Source organism: uncultured Stenotrophomonas sp. (genome assembly GCF_963519125.1).
Classification (GTDB): Bacteria; Pseudomonadota; Gammaproteobacteria; order Xanthomonadales; family Xanthomonadaceae; genus Stenotrophomonas.
Window position 1 is genome coordinate 184,501 of record NZ_CAUQLJ010000005.1, and the last position, 19,334, is coordinate 203,834.

Here is a 19,334-nt window from a genome sequence, read left to right on the forward strand (position 1 = left end):
GCGCGCGGCCGACGAAGGCTCTACCGTTGGAGCAATGAGAATGATCACGCTGCGCTGAAAGGTGAGGCTTCCGCGAGCAGTCCTGCACGGGCGGGCTGTCATGCTGCTGCTGGCCTACCTGCTTGCCTGGCCGGTTGCAGGCAACCCGATCGTCGTGCAGATCCCGACACCACGCCCGCTCGGCATTGCCGACGGCCTTCTCGATCCCCAGGTGCGGGCCATCGCGGAGGATGCCTCCGGCTACCTTTGGCTGGCGGGCAGCGATGGCCTGATGCGATTCGACGGGCAGCGCTTCCGGCAGTGGCGGCGCGAGGAGGGCCTGCCCGATGTGGATCTGCGTGCGATCCACGTCGACGCGCGCGACCGGCTGTGGCTGGGCACGGCCAACCAGGGCCTGGTGATGATGGGCACTGAACGCAGCGGCTTCCAGCGGATGTCGGCATCGGCCCCGATTGCGCTGCGCCAAGGCCACCTGCGCCAGGTGAGCAGCAGCGGCGATGGCCGGGTCTGGGCCATCGGCAGCGACCAGCAGCTCTACGGGCTGTCGCCGCGCGATGGGCAATGGCAGCGTCACCCACTGCCCGGTGCGGCGGTGATCGCCTTGGTACGCGACCGCGGCGGCACGGTGTGGGTGGCCCAGTCTTCGGAGCTGTGGCGCTGGCATGGCGCGCACTTTGTCCGCGTCGCCCTGCCGGCGGCCGCTGCCGCGCCCATCGCGTCATTGTGGGCCGACGCCCACGGCGGTATCGAAGTGACCTCGGCGCGGGGCAGCTGGCCTGTCGGGTCCACCACGCCGACGCGCGGCGACGTGCCAGGCGACCGCAGCGTCCTGCGCAGCGCCGATGGAACGCTGTGGCAGCAAGGCAGCGTTGGCCTGCATCGGCGCGAGGCGGGCCGGGTGCTGCCGGTGTCGCTGGTGCAGCCCGCGGGCGCCGCATCGGGTCCGGTGGTCATCCGGCAGGCATGGGAAGACCGCAGCGGCGACCTGTGGTGGGTCAGCGAACGCCATGGCCTGTGGTGGCTGTCGGCGCGGTGGCGGCAGTCCACCGCGTTGCCGGCGGCCGCCGAAGGCGTACCGGGCATCAACAGTCACTACGCGCTGGCGCTGGCCGCGTCGGGCCCGCATCACGCCTGGGTCGCGGGCAGCCGCGGACGCCTGCAGCGGCTGGACCTGCGTACGGGGCACGGCCGCGATGTGGGCACGTATCCACACGCCGGGGTGACTGCACTGCCGGTTGGCCTGGATGAGGACGCGCGCGGCCGGGTGTGGCTGGCCAGCGCAGATCGTCTGTTGCGCTACGACCCGCAGCGCGGACAGCGGCGGGTCTGGCCGCTCGACCTGCACGTACCGCAGGGCGCGCTGTCGCTGCAGGTCTGCGCGGAGGAGCAGGTCTGGCTGGCCCACCCGCAGGCGATCCAGCAGTGGTCGCCGGGCGGCGAGCGGCTGCGCGACGTCGCGCCGCAGGCGGTCGGATTGGCTGAAGACCTGCCGGTACGTCAGTTGTTGTGTACGCGCGACGGCGAACTGTGGGCCACCGATCCGGCCGGTGCGATGCGCTGGTCACCCACGCGGGAGCGTTTCGAACCGGTCCGGGGCGACGGTACGGGCGCGACCCTGGCGCTCGCCGAGGCGGACGATGGCACGTTGTGGATCAGCCGCGACGCCGCGCTGGAACAGTACCGCCGCGTGCACGGAACACTGCAGCGCCTGCGCCGGGTCGGCCCTGCCGAAGGCTACCCGCAGCTGCGTGCCGAAGCGCTGGTAGTCGGCCGCAACGGCGTGGCCTGGGCAGGCGCGGCGCGGGGACTGGTGCGGGTCGATCCGGGCGCGGGCGAGGTGACGGTACTTGGCACTGCGCAGGGCTTGCCCGTGCAGGAAGTGTTGCCCCATCGCCTGCTGCGCACCGGTGCGGGGGCCGTCGTGGCGGGCATGCGCGAAGGCGGGCTGCTGGCCTTCGATCCGCGCGCCTTGCGATCCCCGGTGTCGGCACCGGTGCTGGTGTTCGACGCCATGAGTCGCCGCCGCCATGGCCGGATCATCCAGGTTCCGCTCTCGATGCAGCCGGTGATCCTGGGAACGGCCGACCGCAATCTGCGCGTGGCGATCCGTTTGCTGGGACGCGGCGACCCGGACCGTATCCGCTACCGCTTCCGCCTGCTCGGCCACGACCCGGCATGGGTCGACACCGGGCCGGTAGCGCAACGCTTGTTTACGCGTCTGCCGGCCGGCGACCATACCCTGCTGGTGCAGGCCCGCCATGCAGGCGGACCGTGGTCGGCCGTGCGCCAGTTGCCGTTGCGGGTGCTGCCCCGCTGGTGGGAAACGACCGCCGGAAGAAGCGCCGTCGGCGTGGCGATCTGCCTGGCGGCGGTCGGTCTGTCGCGCCTGCATCAACGACGGCAACGGCGACGCGCGCGCCGACGCCAGGCGCGCGCACGCGAGCAGCGCGCGGAACAGGATTCGCTTCAGCGCAGCCGCTTCCTGGCCGATCTCGGCAGCCAGGTGCGCGCGCCGCTCACGCCCGTGCTGGGCTGGAGCGAGTTGCTGCTGCAGTCGCCATTGTCGCCCCTGCAACGCGAGCAGGTCGTCAGCCTGCAGCAGGCGGGACATCATCTTCTGCAGCTGATGGACGATGCGCTGGACCTGGCCGGCATCGAGTCCGGCCGACTGCAGCTGCAGTCCGTCCCGTTCGTGCTGGCCGAGCTGATCCGCGAGCTGCACGCACTGCTGTTGCCGGTGGCGCGGCGCAAGGCGCTGGCCCTGCATTGGAACAGCGCGCTGGATCCGGACACCCGCTATATCGGCGACGTGCAACGGCTTCGCCAGATCCTGTTGAACCTTCTCGGCAATGCGTTGAAGTTCACCGCGCACGGGCAGGTGCGCCTGTCCGCGCGGCCCACGTCCGATGGCTGCGGCCTGCTGTTGTGCGTGTCCGACACCGGACCCGGCATGACGCCGGCGCAGGTGCAGCGGCTGTTCCAGCGCTACAGCCAGGTAGATGCGCCAACGACCTGGGCGTGCCATGGCGGCAGCGGACTGGGCCTGGCGATCAGCCGCGAACTGGCCCGGGCCATGGGCGGCAGCCTGGACGTGGACAGTCAGCGCGGGCGGGGCACGCAGTTCCAGTTGATGCTGCCCTGGAAACCGCTTCCGCCAGGCGCAGCGGTGACGGTGTCCCCCTGCGCGCCTGCCCCGGCGAAGCCGTTGCGGATCATGCTGCTGGTGTCGCCGGACGAGGTCGAGGCGCTGGAGGTGGTCTGCGCGATGCTACGCGCGCAGGGCCACCGGGTGGTGGGAGTGCGCGACGTCGACGCCTGGGTGCACGACGTGGACCCGGGGCCATGGGACCTGATCGTGGCCGATCCGGACCTGTTGGTTGCCGGCGGTCGTCTCAGTGCGCGGTTGCCCTGGCTGTGGCCGGGGGTCCGGCGGATGGCGCTGACCGCGCGCGCCGACGGCTGCGCCGAGCGCGATGCGCGTGCCGGCGGCTTCGACGTGTTCGCCCGGCTGCCGCTCACCTGCACGCGACTGGCAGCGGCGCTGGAGGTGGCGTGATCGAGGCACTGCATGCGCGGTTGCGGTGCCTGGTTGCGCTGCTGATCGTCCTGTTGCTGGCAGGTGGCGCGCGCGCGGCACCTCCGAACGCACTGCGTTTCACCACCGCCGACGGGCTGCCGTCCAACGCCGTGCACCAGGTGGTGGAAGACCGCGTCGGCTATCTCTGGTTTGCCACCGACGACGGCCTGGCCCGGTTCGATGGCGAGCGTTTCCGGATCTGGCGCCGGGAGCAGGGCCTGTCGGACAACCAGTTGCTGTCGATCGCGGTCGACGACGCAGACCAGTTGTGGATCGGTACGGCCCAAGGGCAGCTGATGCGGATGTCGGCCGACCGCAACCACATCGCGCACTTCGACCGTACGCGCTATCCGGTGCTGGCGCACGCCGCGATCGGCGTGGTGCTGCCCACGCCTGACCGGGCGGTGTGGTTCGGAAGCCGCGACGCCGGCCTGTTCCGTCTGGGACCGGACCAGCGTCTTCGCCAGTTCCTGCCCGCGAAGCGTGGCGATGGTCTTCCCGACCGGCGCGTGGACCATCTCGCGCTGACTGCCGATGGCACGCTCTGGGTCGGCACGCCCCGCGGCCTGGCCCGTTGGCGCGAGGGTCGATTCGTGCCCGCACCCGCGTTGCTGGCCGACGCACCGGTCAGCGGGTTGCTGGTGGATGCCCAGGGACACCTCTGGGTGGGAGGCGCGGCGGGGCCATGGCGCTGGACGCGCGCGGGGCAGCTGGACCCGGTGGATGCCAGCGCCGGTACCCGCGCGTTGGGCCTGTCCCGCCACGGTGGGCCATGGCTGGGCGATGACGCGCAGGTGTGGCGGCCCGGGGCGGAGCCGCTCCCGGACGTGGCGGTGGCCCCGCTGGGCAGCCCGGACCGCCCACAGTTCCGCAGTGCGCTTGAGGACCGCCATGGCAGCGTCTGGCTGTTGGGCAGGCATCTGGGCGTATGGCGCCTGCCGCCCCACTGGCAGCACTTCCAGCCGGTGGACCGGGCGCCTGTACTGGCACCGGCGGCGAACGGGGTGCAGCTGGCCCAGGACCTGCCTGCGGTGCAGCTGGTCTGCGCGGACGGCAGTCGTTGGCGACTGGACGCCGCCGTCATTGAACGGCATCCGCCCGGTGGCGCTCCCCCGCAGCGCTGGCGCTGGGACACGCTTGAGCAGGCGCCACCGAGGGGTCCACTGGCGCTGCATTGCGATGCGGGCACGGGGTTGTGGTGGGGCGGACGACATGGACTGAGCCGCTGGCAGGCGGGGCGCTTCCACCCGGTGCCGGGTGTGGATGCGGAGGTCAGCGCATTGCACGGCGTCGACGCAGCGACGCTGTGGGTGGCCAGTCCCGAGCGCGTGCGTCGCTACCATATCCAGGACGGCGTGGCTCGGCCGGGCATGCAGGTGGATGCCCGCCAGGGCTTGCCCGCCGTGCGCCTGGCGTCGCTGGCAACCGATGCGCATGGCGCCGTGTGGGCCACCAGCGCGCGCGGCCTGCTGCAGCTGCGCCCGCGCGAAGGCCTGGTGCGGATGTACACACGCAGCGACGGCGTGCCCGATGCGGTGATCAACGCGCAACTGCAGGCCGACGGTACCTGGATGCTGGCGGTAGACCGCCACGGTCGGGCGACGCGCTTCGACCCGATGGGCCTGGCGACCCGCAGCAGCGAACCGGCGCTGGTGGTCGAGCGGGTACAGCTGTATCGGGAGGGGGTGCTGCAGACACTGCCCGCCGGGGCGGCGGTGTCGCTGCGTCCGGACGACCGCGACGTCCAGGTGAGCGTGCGTCTGCTGGGCGCCGCCGTGCAGGCGCGCCAGCAGTATCGGTTCCGCGTCTGTGGACTGGACCGCGAATGGATCCGGGTCGGCCGCAGCGGCACGCGTGGCTTTGCCCGGTTGCCGCCGGGCGAGCATCGTCTGGAATTCCAGGCGCGACTGGCCGACGGCAGCTGGTCGTCGACCCGGACGCTGCTGCTGCAGGTCGAACACAGCGGCTGGTATCACCCGGTGCTTGAAGGCGCTCGCGTGGGCGCCGGGGTGCTGCTGGCCGGCGGCGGCGCCTGGGCGGCATTCCGCCGCATCGCGCGCGGCCGGCGCGCGGATGCGTCCAGCCAACGCCTCGCCCTTGCCCTGCGATCGGCGCAGGCCAAGTCGCACTACCTGGCCACGCTGGGGCATGAAATACGCACCCCCCTGACCGGGGTGCTGGGCATGAGCGAGCTGTTGCTGGCCTCACCACTGCATGCTGCGCAGCGGCGCCCGCTGGAGCAGATCCGGGCCGGTGGTCAGACGTTGCTGGCACGGGTCAACGCGGCGCTGGATGAGGCGCGTCTGGAGGCCGGATGCGCGCCCCTGCAATCGATCGAGTTCGACGTGGTAGCCGTGCATCGGCACTGGCTGGCGCGGCAGGTGCTTGCCTCCTGCCGGCGCGGCACCGCGCTGGCGCTGTGTCTGCATGTAGCGGCGGGAGTGCGGGCGCACGGCGACCCGCAGCGGCTGGCCCAGCTGCTGGATGCCGTGGCGCGGACCCTCGGCCGGCGGACGGGGGCGGGGCGGGTCGTGCTGCAGGTGGCGTGGCGTCCGGGACGCGACGGGCTGCTGCTGGCGTTCGATGCTGCCGGCCGCGCGGCGCCGCGCGCCGGACGCGCGTCCGTCATGCCGACGCCCTCGGTGGCGTCGCTGCGCGCGGCGCTTGCGGCCGCCGAACGGCTGGCCGCCGCGCTGGGCGGTGCGCTGCGCGTGCACGCGGTGGAGGGCAGGCAGTGGCGCGTCCAGGTGAGCCTGCCGATGCCGGCTGTGGCGGGCACCGCCGGGTCTGCCGTGAACGCAACCGCCGGCCGGGTGCTGCTGGTGGACGACGACCGCGCGGCGGCCGTCGCCGGCTGTGCCCTGTTGAGGGCGCAGGGCATGCATGCCGTGCACGCCGCCAACGCGCTGGCAGCGCTGACCGAACTGACCGTGGGCGGTTTCGATGCGGTCCTGGTCGACACCGACCTGCCGGGCCTGGACGGTGTGGACCTGCTGGGCCTGCTGCAGGCGAAGCACGCCGGCACGCCAGTGCTGGCGATGTGTGGTCAGGCCCGGCCCGGGCTGGCCAACCGGGTGCATGCCGCCGGTGGCGGCCACCTGCTGCGCAAACCGGTCAGCGCCACCATGGTGCGCCAGGCCCTGCGCCGGACAGAACCGGCTACCATCCCGTCTTGATCGGGCCGATTGCGTCAGATCATGCCCGGTCCGTTCCAGGAGATCCATTTGGTGGTGCCTACGCGTTGGCTGCTCCTGCTGGGACTGCTGTTGCTGTGGCCGTTGCTCGCCGTGGCGCAGCCGATCCCGCCCACGCCGCGGCAGCTGACCGTGTTCGACGGCCTGCCCTCGAACACGGTCAACCGGATGGCCGAGGACGGCTACGGGTACCTGTGGTTGGCCACCAATGATGGCCTGGCGCGCTTCGACGGCCGCAACTATCGGGTCTGGCGCGCCGAAGACGGGCTGCGCGACAACATGATCTGGAGCGTGCACGTGGATGCGCGCAACCAGTTATGGATCGGCACCGAAAATGCGGGTGTGGCGATGATGTCCGCCGACCGCCGCGAGCTTCGCTTCTTCGACCGCCGCAGCAACCCGGTCATCGGCAGCAACACCGTCTGGAGCCTGGCTTCCACCGGCGACGGGGCGCTCTGGTTCGGGACCTACGAGGGCGGCCTGCACCGGCTCGACCGCAACGGGGTGATCACCCGTTTCATGCCCGAACCCGGCAACAAACGGAGCCTGCCGGCCGCGTCGGTGACGCACATGGCAACCACCCGCGACGGCAGCCTGTGGGTGGGCACCAAGGCCGGTCTCGCACGCTGGACCGGACGTGATTTCGAACGTGTTCCCGCGTCCAGGCTGCCCACCGCCTTCATCAACGGGCTGACCGCCGAGCTGGATGGCAGCCTGTGGATCAGTACCGTTGCTGGCACCGTGGTGCGCCGCCCCGATGGCAGCTTCGAGCCGGCGCCCTGGAAGGTGGAGCCAGGCGACCAGGTGCTGGGCATGATGCTGCGCGACGAACAGGGCGGTTACTGGCTCGACACCCTGTCCGGGCTCGGCCGTGTCTACCAGGGCCGCTTCCAGCAGGTGCCGCTGTACAGCGCGGTGGCGCGTGGCCAGGTGCGGCCCAACTGGACCGGCGGTTACGAGGACCGCGAAGGCGGCATCTGGCTGGCCAGCAGCAACAGCGGGCTGTGGCACCTGCTGCCGCGATGGTGGCAGTTCTCGGTGCTGTCGCGCCTGGAGGACGACCCCGCCTCGTTGCGCAATGGCTATGTGCTGGGCATGGCGGCCTCGGCCAACGGGGGCGTCTGGGCCGTCGGCACGCATGGTGCGCTGGACCGTTTCGACCCTGTGTCCGGCACCGTCGAGCAGCATCGCACCTGGGTCAACGGCAGCAAGTGGCTGCAGTCTGTGCTGGAGGATCGGCGTGGCCAGGTCTGGATCGGCTCGGATGAGGCGCTGCTGCGCTACGACCCGCGCAGCGGTGCGTTGCAACGCTGGGGCCATGACGCGCCGACCGATGCCGCCCTGGACGGTACGGTGGAGACGCTGGCGTTGTGCGACGGCGACCGGATCTGGAGTTCCGCGTCGGGCGGACTGCAGCAGCGCGACACCGACGGCCGGGTCCTGCAGCAGGTGCTGGCCGGGACGCGCGGACTGGCCGCCGGGCAGTTGGTCCAGGACCTGTTGTGCGGGCCGCAGGACCACCTGTGGGTGGGGACCAGCCAGGGGCTGTTGCAGTGGGTGCCGGCGCGTGCGCGGTTCGAGCCGGTGGAAGGGGGAACCTCCGCCGGCATCCACGCGTTGGCCCGCGCCAATGACGGCAGCATCTGGGTGTCGGAGGAAGGGCAGCTGTCCCGCTACCGCTGGAGCGGCGAACGGATGGAGCGCGAAGCGCAGGTGGGCGCGGACGTGGGCTACCCGCAGTTGTCGGCCACCGGGCTGGTGGTCGACGCGCAGGACATCGTCTGGGCGGCCAGCGCTCGCGGACTGATCCGCGTCGATGCCGCACAGGGCAGCGTGCGCCAGTACGGCGTGCGCGATGGCCTGCCCAGCCAGGAGTTCCGTCGCGGCACGCTGGTGCGCACCGCCAGCGGGCACATCGCCGGCGGCACTCCGGCCGGCGTGGTGCTGTTCGATCCGGACCAGGTGCGCCCGGCGACGCGGCGCGCGCCGCTGGTGATCGAACGGGTTGAAGTTCGGCGGGGCGACCAGATGCTCGACCTGACCCACCTGGAACCGCTGGAAATCGCCGACGCCGACCGCGACCTGCGGATCGTGGCGCGGCTGCTGTCGTTTGCCGATTCCTCGTCCAACAGTTACCGCTACCGCCTGGCCGGCTATGACCCGGACTGGGTGGAGGTGGGCCCGGGCGGCGAACGCGTGTTCTCGCGGTTGCCGCCGGGGCGTTACCGGCTGGAAGTGCAGGCGCGCTCGGCCGACCTGGTCTGGTCGCGGGTCCAGGTGCTGGAGTTCCGCGTGCAGCCACCGTGGTGGCGCAGCGTGTCCGGCCTGTTGGTGATGGCCTCGATCGCGCTGCTGCTGATGAGCCTGTTCGCCTGGCTGTACCGGCGCCGCGTGCAGCGAAGGCACGCCTACCAGCTGGCCCTGCACAAGCAGGAACTGGCCGAACAGGCCTCGGCGGCCAAGACCCGGTTCCTGGCCAACCTGGGCCATGAAGTGCGCACGCCGATGACCGGGGTGCTGGGCATGAGCGAGTTGCTGCTCGGCTCACCCCTGAGCCCGCAGCAGCGCAGCTACACCGAGTCGATCCGCCACGCCGGCGAGCACCTGCTGCACCTGGTCAATGATGCGCTGGACCTGGCGCGCATCGAGTCGGGACGGCTGCAGCTGCAGAGCCAACCGTTCGCGCTGCAGGGCGTGATCGAAGATGTGTGCACGCTGATGGCGGCACTGGCCGAACAGAAGGGCCTGAGGTTCGTGGTCGACAACGACCTGCCGGCGGGGCTGTGCAGCGTGGGCGACGCGGTGCGGCTGCGCCAGATCCTGCTCAACCTGCTCGGCAATGCGGTGAAGTTCACCAGCCAGGGCGAAGTGCGGCTCAAGGTGCGCGCGCTGGCGCCGGACCGTGGCCTGTACTTCGAAGTCTCCGACACCGGCCCGGGCATCAGCAGCGACCAGCAGCAGCGCCTGTTCCGCCGGTTCGAACAGGCCGATGGCGCGCGCACCGCCGCGCAGTACGGCGGCAGCGGCCTGGGCCTGGCGATCTGCCGCGAACTGGCGCTGGCCATGCAGGGTCAGATCGGGGTGGAAAGCCAGCTCGGGGTGGGAACGCGCTTCAGCGTGACCCTGCCGTTGCCGCTGCAGCTGGCCGATGCCACGGCCGGCGGTGCAGGGGCGACCGACGGCCAGGCGTTGCCGCCGCTGTGTCTGCTGCTGGTGGAGGACGACAGCACCGTGGCCGATGTGATTGTTGGTCTGCTCGGCGCACGCGGGCACCAGGTGGTGCATGCCGGGCACGCGTTGGCGGCCCTGCGTGAAGTCAGCGACACCACGTTCGACGTGGTGCTGCTCGACCTGGACCTGCCCGGCCTGGGCGGCATGGAACTGGCCGGGCACCTGCGCAACCAGGGCTATGCGATGCCGCTGCTGGCGGTGACCGCGCGGACCGACCCGGGCATCGAGGAACAGGTACGCCAGGCCGGATTCCAGGGCTTCCTGCGCAAGCCGGTGACCGGTGACCTGCTTGAGCAGGCGATCGCGCGGGTGTTGCTGTCGCGTTGAAAGCAGCGGACCGTTGGTCCGCCATAAGGTCATCGGGCCAGAGGCCCGCTGCTACGAAGTGGCCTATTCGGCCACTTCTTCCACATCCCTCGGTGACGGACGGGTGTCGGGCAGCTGCCAGAAGATCACGGTGGAGGTGAGGGTGATCGCGCCGACGCAGACGAAGGTGGCGTGCAGGGCCGCGGTGGCACCGTGCAGCGCGTCGAGGTGACCGAACGCGGCCAGCAGGCTGCCGGCGGCCGCCGCGCCGAAGCCGGTGGCCAGCATCATCACCATCGACAGCAGGCTGTTGCCGGAACTGGCGAAGTCGCGGTCCAGATCGCGCAGGGTCACGGTGTTCATCACGGTGAACTGCAGCGAGTTGACCGCGCCGAACAGCGCCAGCTGCACCACGCGCAACCACATCGGCTGGCCCGGCACCATGAAGATGAAACTGGCCATGGCAATGCCCACCAGCACCGTGTTGACCATCAGTACGCGGCGGTACCCGAAGCGTTCCACCAGCTTGACCGCATAGCGCTTGGACAGCATGCCGGCTGCGGCGACCGGAATCATCAACAGGCCGGCGTTCATTGGGCTCATTCCCATGCCCACCTGCAGCAGCAGCGGAATCAGCAGCGGCATCGCGCTGCTGCCGATGCGTGAGAACAGGTTGCCGAGGATGCCGATGCGGTAGCTGGGTACGTGGAACAGCGCCAGCGAGAACAATGGCGCGGTCGAGTTGGCCGCATGCAGCCAGTAGCCCACCAGCGCGGCCAGTCCGGCCACGGTCATCAACATCACCAGTGCATGCGGCGTGCCCATGCCGGAAATGCCGTCCAGCGCCAGCGACAGCACCACCATGCCGAAGGCAAGCATCAGGTAACCGGCGATATCGAAGCGGGTGCGATGCTCGGCGTAATGGTCGGGCATCACCTTGAGCGCGGCGATGTAGCCGATCACGCCGATGGGAAGGTTGATCAGGAACACCCAGTGCCAGGACGCCACTTCCACCAACCAGCCGCCCAGGGTCGGGCCGATCAACGGGCCGACCAGCGCGGGAATGGCGATGAAGCTCATCGCGCGCAGGAACTGTTCGCGCGACACCGAACGCATCACTGCCAGTCGACCGACCGGCAGCAGCATGGCACCGCCCACGCCCTGCAGCACCCGCGCGGCCACCAGCTGGTGCAGGGTCTGGGCCAGCGCGCAGGCCAGCGAGCCCAGGGTGAACAGGATGATCGCAGCCAGGAAGGTGCGGCGGGTCCCGAAGCGGTCGGCGATCCAGCCCGAGGCCGGAATGAAGGTGGCCACCGCCAGCGCGTAGCTGAACACCACCGACTGCATCTGCAGCGGGCTTTCGCCCAGGCTGCGCGCCATCGCCGGCAGCGCGGTGTTGACGATGGTCGAGTCCAGCATCTGCATGAAGATCGCCAGCGACACCAGCCACAACAGCGGCCGGAACGAGGCGTAGCTGGGCGTCGTCATCCCGCGTACCTCAGCGCTGGCTGAGGCGGTGCACTGCCTCCACCAGCACCTGCACATGCTCGGGATTCATGTCCGGCGACATGCCATGCCCAAGGTTGAACACATGGCCTTCGCGTGAACCCCCGTTGCCGCGCGCATAGCTGTCCAGCACCTGCCCGGCGGCACGTTCAATGGCTTCCGGATTGCCATACAGCGTCGCCGGATCCAGGTTGCCCTGCAGTGCGACGCGGCCGCCGGTGCGGGCCACTGCATCGGCCAGGTCCAGCGTCCAGTCCACGCCCAGCGCGTCGGCGCCGGTGTCGGCCAGGTCGCCCAGGTGCAGCCCGGTGCCCTTGCCGAACAGGATCAGCGGGGTGCGCTGATCGCCGTCGCCGCGTTCCAGTTCGCGCGCGATACGGGTGAGGTACCGCAGCGAGAACTCGCGGTACATCGCCGGGCTGAGCACGCCGCCCCAGGTGTCGAACACCTGCAGCACCTGCGCACCGGCGGCGCGCTGCGCGGCCAGGTAAGCCACCACCGCGTCGGTCACCACCGACAGCAGCTGGTGCAGCGCAGCCGGCTCTTTCAGCGCCATCGCCTTGATCCGCGCGAAGTCCTTGCTGCCGCCGCCTTCCACCATGTAGCAGGCCAGCGTCCACGGGCTCCCCGAGAAGCCGATCAGCGGCACCCGGCCGTCCAGTTCGCGGCGGATCACGCGTACCGCATCCATCACGTAGCGCAGCTCGGTTTCCATGTCCGGCACCGCCAGCTTGGCGATCGCCGCAGCGTCGCGCACCGGGTGCCGGAACTTCGGGCCTTCGCCTTCGACGAAGTACAGCTCCAGGCCCATCGCATCGGGAATGGTCAGGATGTCCGAGAACAGGATCGCCGCGTCCAGGTCGAAACGGCGCAGCGGTTGCAGGGTCACTTCGCAGGCGATGTCCGGGTTCTTGGCCATCGCCAGGAAGCTGCCGGCCTTGGCCCGCGTCGCCCGGTACTCCGGCAGGTAGCGGCCGGCCTGGCGCATCAGCCAGACGGGAGTGCAGTCCACCGGTTCGCGGCGCAGGGCGCGCAGCAGGCGATCGTGGCGGGAAGGGTCGGTCACGGGGTGCATCCTTGGTATCAACGTTCGATGATCTGGTAGCCGCGCCGCAGCTCGGCGTCGCGTGCCTTGTCGAAGGCGGCCTGGGCTTCGGCCCGGGTGTCGTACTGCTGGCGACGCAGTCGCGCGCGCCCCCCGACCGGGCCTGACTGGAGCAGCAACTCCCAGTTGCCGAACAGGTCCGGCACCAGCGTGAGCTCGAGATAGTGGGCCCGCTCGGTACCGACCGGGGTGTGCTGCAGGAAAACGTGCATGGGCACGATTGTAGCCGCGAACCGGGAACGCGGCCGTCACTGCATCTGCTCAGCCGGTCCGGAGCACCCGCAGCACGTCGGCTTCGTCGACGTCGCCCACCACTTCGGCACGGCCGATGCCCTGCCACAGCACCAGGCGCAGGCGGCCCGCCACGTTCTTCTTGTCCAGCCGCATCCGCGCCAGCAACGCCTCGGGATCCAGCCCGGCGGGAATCTCGACCGGCAGCTCATAGCGCAGCAGCAGGTCGCGCAGGCGCGCGGTGTCATCGGGATGGCTCATGCCCAGCTCCACCGACAGCCGCGCGGCCAGCACCATGCCCACCGCCACGGCTTCGCCATGGTTGAGGTTGTCGTTGCCCGGCGCACCGTAGCCCTGTTCGGTCTCGATCGCATGGCCAAACGTGTGGCCCAGGTTCAGCAGGGCGCGCTCGCCCCGTTCCAGCGGATCGCGCGCCACGATCTCGGCCTTGTGTTCGCAGCTGCGGGCGATCGCCTGGGCCAATGCGGCGTCGTCGCCGGCCAGCAGCGCGGCATGCTCGGCCTGCAGCCACTGGAAGAACAGCGGGTCGCGGATCGCGCCGTACTTGATGACTTCGGCCAGGCCGGCGCGCAGTTCGCGCGGCGGCAGCGTGCGCAGCGCGGCGGTGTCGGCGATCACCGCGCGCGGCGGGTGGAACGCTCCGACCAGGTTCTTGCCTTCGGGAATATCGACGGCGGTCTTGCCGCCGACCGAAGAATCCACCATCGCCAGCAGCGAGGTGGGCAACTGCACGCAGTCCACGCCCCGCATCCAGCAGGCGGCCGCAAAACCGGCGAGGTCGCCGGCCACGCCGCCGCCGAGGGCCATCACGCAGGCATCGCGGGTGGCACCCAGCGCCGCCAGCGCGGTGATCGCCGCGCCGAAGTTGGCCAGGGTCTTGGACGCCTCGCCGGCCGGCAGCACCACTTCGCCGATGATCAGGTCCGGGCGTTCGGCCTGCAGCGCCTGCTTGACGCCGGCCAGGTACAACGGCGCCACCGACGAGTCGCTGAGCAGCAGCACGTGGCGGCCGCGCACGTGCTTGGCCAGCAGCGCGCCCTGTCCGAGCAGGCCCGGGCCGATATGGATGGTGTAGGGGGTGTCGCCGCCTACGGCGACGGTGCGGGGCGAAGCGGTCATGCGGTGGGTTCCAGTCGCTGCCAGTGCGTGGCCAGGCGCAGCACCAGCTGCGCGGTGGCCTCGCCCGGCGTGTACAGATCGGTGTCGAGGGTCAGGTCAGCCAGCCCCTGGTACAGCGGGTCGCGCACGCTGGCCATCTGCTGTAGTACCTGCTCACGGTCGGGCCGCTGCAGCAGCGGCCGGGTCCGGTCGCGGGCCAGCCGCTCCAGCTGGGCGGCCACGCTGACCCGCAGGTAGACCACGAAGCCGCGCCGGGCGATCGCCGCGCGGTTGTCCGGGTCCAGCACCGCGCCGCCGCCGGTGGACACCAGCTGGCCCTGGCCGGCCAGCAGCTGCTGCAGCACCTGGCGCTCGTGCTGGCGGAAGCCGGCCTCGCCGGCGAGCTCGAAAATGGTGGAAATGCTGGCCCCGGCCGCCTCCACGATGGCCTGGTCGGCGTCCACGAAGTCCAGGGTGAAGCGCTCGGCCAGGCGGCGCCCGATGCAGGTCTTGCCGGCGCCCATGGGGCCAATCAGGATCAGGTTCGGAGCGGGATTCATTACCCGTGATGCTAACACCCCCGTGTCGCCGCCTTTACGCGTTTACCCCCATGGTGGGCCGCGCGGAATCCCCCGCGCGCAACCGGAGCAGGTCCATGTCAGTCGCCAAAGTCATCGAGATCACTGCCGCGTCTCCCACCAGCGTCGAAGACGCGGTCCGCAGTGGCTTGCAGAAGATCGGCGAAACAGTGAAGGAGATCAAAGGCGCCTGGATCGGCGAAACCAAGGTGGTCACTGACGGCTCGGGCAACATCACCGAGTGGCGGGTCAACCTGCGCGTGACCTTCGTGGTCAAGTAACGGTGCCCTCGTGCCGCGCTCAGCCCGGCGCGGACACGATCCCACGATGTTCGTCCAGCACCACCACCCGGTCGGCCAACGCCGGCAACGTGCGCAGCGCCTGGCGGCTGACCCGCTCGTAGTACTGCACGAAACGGTCCAGCTGGGCCCGGCTCATGCTGCTGCGCCCGGGGTGCGCGGCCTGCAGGTTCTGCTCCTGCTGCCAGCGCCAGCGCGGTACCACGGCGAAATCCGGCGGTTGCAGGAACCACAGCCGGTGGCAGCGCTGCCACAGGGCAGGGTAGTGGTCCGCCAGGGCCTGGTTGCACCAGCGGCGCCAGCGACCATCAGCGTCGGCCTCGCGTTCCAGTGGATTGAGGGGCGCTTCCAGTTCGTGCGCGGGCTGCGCCGGCGTACCGAGGAACCAGCCTTCGAACACCAGCAGGTCAAGACCCGCTTCCACTTTCGGCCACTGCGACGCAGGTGCGCGTTCGTCGGCCAGCTTGTCGAAACGCGGCAAGGCCACCGGTTGCCGCGCCGCGATTGCGTCCAGCGTGGCGTGCGCCAGGTCGAGGTCGTGGGTGCCGGGCGGGCCGCGGGTCAACAGCAACGGGTGGACGTGGCGCGCCAGTCGCTGGCGCTGCGCGCGGGTCAGGTAGAAATCGTCGATGGACAGCGTGGCCGCGCGCAGGCCGCGCTGTCCGGCCAGTGCCACCACCTGCGCGGCCAGCGTCGATTTGCCGCTGCCCTGCAGGCCGCTGATCGCCAATACTGGAACCCCTGCGTCCACCGCCAACGCATCCTCCAGTGCCAGCGCGACCAGCGCATCGGGAAATTCCTTGTTCCGGGACATGTGCGCTGCAACGTGCATGCGGTGACAATAAACCCAAACCGAGCCGCAAGATACCGACCATGACCGATCTTTACGCAGAAGCGCTGTCCACCTTCGCCGCGCTGTTCGAAGAAGCCAAGGGCAGCGCCGAACTTGAACCCAACGCGATGACCGTGGCCACCGCCACTGCTGCAGGCCTCCCATCGGCACGCACAGTACTGTTGAAGGCCTTCGATGCGCGCGGCTTCGTGTTCTACACGCATCTGGACAGCCACAAGGGCCGCGAGCTGCAGGCCAACCCGCATGCCGCGCTGCTGTTCCTGTGGCGCAGCCTGCGCGAGGCGGGCATCCAGGTGCGCATCGAAGGGGGGGTGGAACAGGTCAGTGACGCCGAGGCCGACGCCTACTTTGCCTCGCGCCCGCGCCTGAGCCAGATCGGCGCGTGGGCGTCGCTGCAGTCGCGCACGCTGGCTTCGCGCGAGGAATTCGATGCGCGCGTTGCCACCGCCGAATCCAGCTTTGCCGGGCGCGAGGTGCCGCGTCCCGAGGGTTGGAGCGGACTGCGCGTGGTGCCGCGCCGGATCGAATTCTGGTACGGCGCGCAGTTCCGCCTGCACGAGCGCTGGTGCTATGAGCGCGACGCGGCAGGCCAGTGGAGCAAGCGCCTGCTGTACCCGTGACCGTGCGTCCACCGCGGCGCGCCAACCTGGGCGCACCGCGGTGAAGGGTGCTCAGGCGTCTACGGGCAACGTCAGCGGGCCGATCAGCGCCGACATCGCCTTCTGCCGGCCCGTGATATCGCCGACCGCCTCGAACAGTGCGAACAGCTGGTCGCGCCGGGTCGCCCGGTCGGCTTCCAGGTTGAATGCATCCAGGCTCGACGTGTCGGGCGCGTCACGCCGGGTCGTGGTGGCGCCGGTGCTGGTGGCGGGCTCGCGCTGCAGCCAGTAGCGCACTTCCAGCGCGGGAACGGAGCGCGAATCGACCAGCGCTTCGGCCAGCGTGTCCAGGTCGGCGCCATACAGCGCGAGCATCCGGGCCCAGGTATCGGCACGCGGGGTGGTCGCCGAGCACTCGGACTGGTAGCGCATCAACGTATTGGTCAGGGTGGTGGAAGGAAGGCGCTCGAGCAGCGTGGTCGTGTTGGCGCGGCTGTGTTGCAGCGTCAGCGTCGGCGCCACGCCGGGTGCCAACGGCACCGGCACGGTGACGTCCAGGCCCTTCGAGGTTTCGGCTTCCAGCCGTGCCGAATACACATGGCTGCCGCACGCCCCGCGCGGAAAATCCGGGTCGTTCTGGAAGCTCGGCCGGAAGAATCGGAGTTTGTAGCGCATGGCACCGGCCAGGCCCAGGGTGGCGCCGATCGGGTCGATCAACGCCTGCGCCTGGTCCAGTGGCAGGGTGCCCCATGCCGGAAGCTGGCGCTCCAGTTCGGACAGGATCGTGCCCAGTGACGGCGCGAGCTCTGCGGCAAAGGTCACCTGCAGGTACATGCCGTCCCGCAACGGATCCGGGTCCTGGCGGACCTGGCGCTCCACCGTCACCGCACCGCTGGCGCTGAACAGCGGCAGCACCGCAGACAGCGACAGGGTCCCGCTGGTGCTGGCGATGCGCTGGGTCTGCTGGCGGAACGCGTGGCTCGCGCGCTTCATCCACTCGCGGTCGTGCGGCATCGTGGTGTCGTGGATGCGCCGCGCTTCGGCCTGCACGCTGCGCTGCAGCTGCGCCCACTGCACGTGCGCCGGGCCAGCGTCCGGTTCCGGAGCCGCCTGCAGCCAGGCCAGGGTGTCCAGCATGCCGATCATCACCGGCTCAAGCGCGGTGCCGGTGCCACCCCAGTCGCGTGCCAGCGAGGCCAGCGGTGCGCGTGCGTGCGCCGGCGCCCGGATCGAGAGGTCGGCCAGCGCCTGCAGGTGGTCGAAGGCGGCGCGAACGTGGCCCACCGCGTCGAGCCGCCTGGCCATGCCTCCGGCCTCCCGCGGGTCCCGCATCAGATCCCGCACGGCATGCAGTGCAGGCAGCTGCCCGTGTGTCACGGCAGGCCGCGCGTCCAACACACTGGCCACGCGTTGCGACAGCCGGGCGTCCAGTGCCGCGTGGATGTCTGCGTTCCTGCTGGCGGGCCGGCCGTCGTTGCCCAGTTCGGTCAGCCGCGTCGGCAGCGCGGCGCGCAACTCGGTACGGGTCAGCGTGCCACTGGCGCCGAGCTGGCCCACGCCGTAGCTGGCAGCGGCGTCCAGGGCGCCGCCGTGGGTGGTCATGCCAGCGCTGATCAACAGTCCCCGCTTGCCGAACGCCAGCGGGCGAGCCACCGCCCGCTGGCCCAGCAGCACCGGCAACGTGGATTGCAGCGCCAGCGCGCGGCTGGTGCGCTCGTCGTACCGGTCCCGGCGCGGCTCGGTGACGCGGTTGAACGCGCGCTGCAGCGCGTTGCCCCCCAACCGGCGTTCGACCGACGCGTGGGCCAGGCGCAGCACGCGGGTGCGCATCGACATCGAGATGTCGGCATCGCCTTCGCTCGAGTACCCGCTGAGCCTGGCGCTCACCCCGACACCCGGCACCACCTTCGCCTGCGCGGTGGCTTCGGCCATGACCCTGCCACTGCGTACGGTGCCGATGGTGAGGTCGTCGAAGGTGCCGATGCTGGTGTCCCTGCTCGCGCCCAGTGCAGCCCCGGCATCGACCGCGCCGGGCAGACCGAAGCGGACCCCGAACATGCCGCCGGTGCTGGCGCTGCGCTGGGACCCGGGCAGCGCGTTGGCCTTTTCGCGCTCGGTATGCCGGGCGATCTGTTCGTGCAGCATCGCTTCGGCGCGCGCGGCGCGGGTCAGGTCGTAGAGCGCCATGCGCAGCTTGTTCTGCCGCTCAGTGACCTTGGCGCCCTGGGGAAGCTCCTTGATCGCACGCAGCAGCAGGCTGCACTGGCGCCGGACCAGCGGCTGCTTCGGATCCAGCGCCAGCGTGTCCAGTGCCCGGCCGAAGCGGGCAGGCGCATGCTCGCGGGTCTGGCTGAGCAGCAGGTGGATCTGGCTGCTGAGGATCTCCAGCGCCTCTTCGTTCGGTCCCGGTGCGCGAAGCGCGTCGGACGGGTCGGCATTGGCGGCCGACGACGGCATCCGGCTCACCTGTACCGGCGCCGGCAGCGCCCGCGAAGCATGGTTGCTGATTCCGGTCAGCGGCATGCGCTGCGGCGCGTGCGGCGGGACCCGGATAGGGCAGTCCCGGCGGCCACGCATGAGCTGGGCAGCGCGGACGAAGAAGCTGGGAAAGATCCTGGCGGAAGCTTGGAACATGCGGATGTCCTGGTGAAGGTGAGCGGAGGTCTCACCGGCGCAGGAACGGCCGCCGGTGTGCTCCGGAACCTACCGGTGTCGCCGGGGCTTGCACATTCCACT

The 19,334-nt window shown here is 70.6% G+C and carries 12 protein-coding genes; 5 read left to right on the forward strand and 7 right to left on the reverse strand.

Annotated elements, in window-relative coordinates; all coding sequences use genetic code 11:
- Nucleotides 1–100 precede the first annotated feature (100 nt).
- Genes RYM47_RS06255 through RYM47_RS06265 form a run of 3 tightly spaced genes read left to right on the forward strand, consistent with a single transcriptional unit; the run spans nucleotide 101 to nucleotide 10,329 of the window.
- Nucleotides 101–3,556 (forward strand): ATP-binding protein, encoded by a 3,456-nt coding sequence (locus RYM47_RS06255; protein WP_315386675.1) that lies wholly within the window; start codon nucleotides 101–103, stop codon nucleotides 3,554–3,556.
- A complete protein-coding gene (locus tag RYM47_RS06260) occupies nucleotides 3,553–6,753 on the forward strand; it encodes a two-component regulator propeller domain-containing protein (RefSeq protein ID WP_315386676.1) in 3,201 nt (1,066 codons plus the stop codon). The genes RYM47_RS06255 and RYM47_RS06260 overlap by 4 nt, the downstream gene beginning before the upstream one ends.
- A 21-nt stretch (nucleotides 6,754–6,774) precedes the next feature.
- Nucleotides 6,775–10,329 (forward strand): two-component regulator propeller domain-containing protein, encoded by a 3,555-nt coding sequence (locus tag RYM47_RS06265; protein ID WP_315386677.1) that lies wholly within the window; start codon nucleotides 6,775–6,777, stop codon nucleotides 10,327–10,329.
- Nucleotides 10,330–10,392: 63 nt separating this feature from the next.
- On the opposite strand, the gene mdtD is transcribed toward RYM47_RS06265, so the two are convergent.
- The 5 genes from mdtD to RYM47_RS06290 are packed head-to-tail and all read right to left on the reverse strand — an operon-like array spanning nucleotide 10,393 to nucleotide 14,829.
- Entirely contained in the window at nucleotides 10,393–11,796 is a 1,404-nt protein-coding gene (gene mdtD, locus RYM47_RS06270) for a multidrug transporter subunit MdtD (protein WP_315386678.1), read from the reverse strand.
- Nucleotides 11,797–11,806: 10 nt separating this feature from the next.
- The gene (hemE, locus tag RYM47_RS06275; RefSeq protein WP_315386679.1) at nucleotides 11,807–12,889 is read right to left on the reverse strand and encodes a uroporphyrinogen decarboxylase; all 1,083 of its coding nucleotides are present in this window, start codon (nucleotides 12,887–12,889) and stop codon (nucleotides 11,807–11,809) included.
- 8 nt (nucleotides 12,890–12,897) lie between these two features.
- The gene (locus tag RYM47_RS06280; protein ID WP_315386680.1) at nucleotides 12,898–13,131 is read right to left on the reverse strand and encodes a WGR domain-containing protein; all 234 of its coding nucleotides are present in this window, start codon (nucleotides 13,129–13,131) and stop codon (nucleotides 12,898–12,900) included.
- 49 nt (nucleotides 13,132–13,180) lie between these two features.
- Nucleotides 13,181–14,290, reverse strand: coding sequence for a 3-dehydroquinate synthase (gene aroB, locus RYM47_RS06285; RefSeq protein WP_315386681.1), 1,110 nt, complete (start codon nucleotides 14,288–14,290; stop codon nucleotides 13,181–13,183).
- The gene (locus tag RYM47_RS06290) at nucleotides 14,287–14,829 is read right to left on the reverse strand and encodes a shikimate kinase (RefSeq protein WP_315386682.1); all 543 of its coding nucleotides are present in this window, start codon (nucleotides 14,827–14,829) and stop codon (nucleotides 14,287–14,289) included. The genes aroB and RYM47_RS06290 overlap by 4 nt, the downstream gene beginning before the upstream one ends.
- A 95-nt stretch (nucleotides 14,830–14,924) precedes the next feature.
- Here RYM47_RS06290 and RYM47_RS06295 point away from each other — a divergent pair, with 95 nt between their 5' ends.
- Nucleotides 14,925–15,128, forward strand: coding sequence for a dodecin family protein (locus RYM47_RS06295; protein ID WP_315386683.1), 204 nt, complete (start codon nucleotides 14,925–14,927; stop codon nucleotides 15,126–15,128).
- A 19-nt stretch (nucleotides 15,129–15,147) separates the two neighbouring features.
- Here RYM47_RS06295 and RYM47_RS06300 read toward each other — a convergent pair whose 3' ends face one another.
- Complete coding sequence (locus RYM47_RS06300; protein WP_315386684.1) at nucleotides 15,148–15,960, reverse strand: kinase; 813 nt, start codon at nucleotides 15,958–15,960, stop codon at nucleotides 15,148–15,150.
- Between the two features lie 59 nt (nucleotides 15,961–16,019).
- Between RYM47_RS06300 and pdxH the strand changes: the two genes are divergently transcribed.
- Nucleotides 16,020–16,619 carry a pyridoxamine 5'-phosphate oxidase gene (gene pdxH / locus RYM47_RS06305; protein WP_315386685.1) on the forward strand — a complete coding sequence of 200 codons (600 nt, stop codon included), beginning with the start codon at nucleotides 16,020–16,022 and terminating at the stop codon, nucleotides 16,617–16,619.
- Nucleotides 16,620–16,670: 51 nt separating this feature from the next.
- Here pdxH and RYM47_RS06310 read toward each other — a convergent pair whose 3' ends face one another.
- Nucleotides 16,671–19,232 carry a hypothetical protein gene (locus tag RYM47_RS06310; RefSeq protein WP_315386686.1) on the reverse strand — a complete coding sequence of 854 codons (2,562 nt, stop codon included), beginning with the start codon at nucleotides 19,230–19,232 and terminating at the stop codon, nucleotides 16,671–16,673.
- Nucleotides 19,233–19,334 lie beyond the last annotated feature (102 nt).